Source organism: Pseudoalteromonas sp. Z1A6, from assembly GCF_011378745.1.
Taxonomy (GTDB): Bacteria; Pseudomonadota; Gammaproteobacteria; order Enterobacterales; family Alteromonadaceae; genus Pseudoalteromonas; species Pseudoalteromonas arctica.
In genome coordinates this window covers 1-2,492 of record NZ_WTKW01000476.1, presented here as the reverse complement: position 1 = coordinate 2,492, position 2,492 = coordinate 1, and the positions used below count along the sequence as shown (strand labels likewise).

The following is a 2,492-nucleotide window of genomic DNA, read 5'->3' as shown; positions in this document are numbered from 1 at the left end:
ATTTTGTTTTTCTTCGTCAAAACCAAGTACCCAGCTAGACCATTGATAATCGAGATTTTCAAGTTCCAACCTTAACCAATTAATAGCGGGGAAATTACTTAAACTCACTAAACCAAAATCAAGATTACTTTTAAATTCGTCATTCAGCTCTTCGTTTTGCGAAAGCGAGCCATTTAAACGCTCCGGTGCGACAACAGCGGTTGCATCAAAAATAACCCAACCTTCGTTTTGTAAATATACTTCTACCCACGCATGCGCATCGTACTGGCGAACTGTTAGCGTATTATTATCTTGGTTTAATTCACCGCCTAAATAACCACTTACTAATCGAGCGGGTATACCTGCGGTTCTAAAAATGTACGCAGCGGCGCTTGCATAATGACCACAAAATCCACGTTGGTTTTCAAATAAAAATTGGTCAATCGTGTTATCGCCGCTCATCGGAGTGGGTGTTAACGTATAAGTAAATCCTGTACCTGCAAAGTATTGTAATAAGCTATTGTAAAAATCGCGGTCAGAGTGTGTATCTTGCTTTAAGTTTTTAGCAAGTGATGATGTTTTTACATTCTTTTTATAAGCGAGGTATTTGTAGCGTTTTTCTTCAAATTCGCCAAGCGATAAAGCTGTGAAGTTAAAGCTATTTACATCGTATTGTAAGTTTTTAGCTTGACGACTTTTTTTACGCAATAAGCCTAGCGAATTACCTTCAACATTTGGTGAGTTACTACTGGAATACGCTAAACCATAGAGCCATTTTTGTGTAGCAGGCTCTGTAATAACTGAGTAGCTTGCAATAAGTTGCTCATCATTTTCGCTCTGCGTATTTGTTTTTACATTATTATATTTTAAAAAGTCAGACGTAAGCCACGCATTACCATTAAACTCATCATGAACTATTGCTCGCCAATAATAAGGCGCTACAGGTTTTTCTTCGTTAAATTTAGCTCTAAACACAAGTTCATCTGAGTTTGAAAGCTTTGCAATATCGAAAGGATCGACTTGTTCAGAAAGCCCTGTTTTTGCAAGCTTAGGCCCAGGGAGCTGCCAAAAGGCGGGCATTTTTGGTAAAAAAAGCAGTAAAAATACAGCTAAAGGAAGCGCTAAAAGTAGTAATTTACCACTTTGCTTAGAGGCTATTTTTAAATTATGTTTGGATTCGAGTAAGCCAAGTACTGCAAAGTTTAATATGTATAAACTACTTACAGTTAAAGTCGCTAAAATGCTTTGGTTAAATAAATACACCGATGAGAGTGAAAAAAACGTAAGCGTTGTAATTACATGATAGTGTTTTTTGGTTTTAGCCTGCAGCAGCTTAAATAAACTAGCAAGTAGCAGCATGGCCACAAATAAAATAACCGTATCCGACATGCCTACTGTGTAGAGCATTAAACCTAGTGACACACCTGCGAGTATATTTGCCAGCCAAGCATTTGGCTTTGGTTTATTACTCAGCGTTATGTAAAAGTTCCATGCACAAATAAGTGAAAGTACACCTACAAAAGCAAGCGGTAAATGTGATACAAAAAATACAATTAAACATGCATATATAAAAGACAGCGAATAATTTATTACTTTTTCGTTTTTAAGTATGTCCATTACACATCACCATTAAATGAGCATAATAATTCTAAGCATTGCTGCTTATGTTGCTGTCCGGTATTTGTATTTATTGTTTTATTCGGTAGCTTTAACATAAAAGGGGTGTTTTTCTCGGTTGCTTCACACACTAAAAAGCATAACTGGCTTAAACGTTGTTCTGTATCTCCATTCATTAACGTAAAATCGAAGAGCGCATTCGCTGTTTTAAAGTCTACAAACTCTTTTACTAACAACTGCTGTGTTTTTGCGTAATGCTTCCACGACACTCTTTGCAAGCCCATCTCTGGTAAATGTGGGATTAACGACTCAAACTCTTCGCTACCAGATTGTGTAGAAATACCTTTATCGGCTTGCTCATCAAGCATAGAAACATGCGCATCACTGTGTACTTGTTCAAGCGACGGGTATACAAAAACATCTGTTTGTAATTGAATGTAGCTCCAAACAGTTATTAAGCCAAAGGGGTAGTTACTCGCTATTTTAATACGTTGCACTGAGTACTTACCGCGTGAGCTGTAGGGTAAGTTGAGTGTAAGTAACTGAGTCTTACTATCAACTTCGTCGGTATGTTTGTGAGTTTGCTCACTACCTTGATATGTTAAATTAATAGATTGGGTAACTCTAGCGCTTTGTAATTCAAATACAATACTCGGTTTTTGAGGAGCGTAGCTGTTAAATGCATCTTTAAATTTAACCGTTAAGCCTTTAGCGTTACTGTAGCCCATTAATACAGTAATAATCATCACCACAAACATAAGATAAGACATTATTAAAATTAAATTATTTTGATAATTAATGCCCATCACAAAGTTTAAAATAGCCACAATTACAAAGTACCAACCAAGGGATGATGGCAATACATAAATTGTTCTGTGTTCAAGTGTAATTGAGTT

General features: G+C 36.4%; 2 protein-coding genes. Both read right to left on the bottom strand.

The window, feature by feature from the left end:
• A partial coding sequence (locus tag GQR46_RS18660; RefSeq protein ID WP_165742020.1) for a DUF3488 and transglutaminase-like domain-containing protein occupies positions 1-1,596 on the bottom strand: 1,596 nt, incomplete at its 3' end.
• Positions 1,596-2,492: DUF58 domain-containing protein (locus tag GQR46_RS18655; RefSeq protein WP_240922925.1), on the bottom strand; the 897-nt coding region annotated here is incomplete at its 5' end. The genes GQR46_RS18655 and GQR46_RS18660, both read right to left, overlap by 1 nt.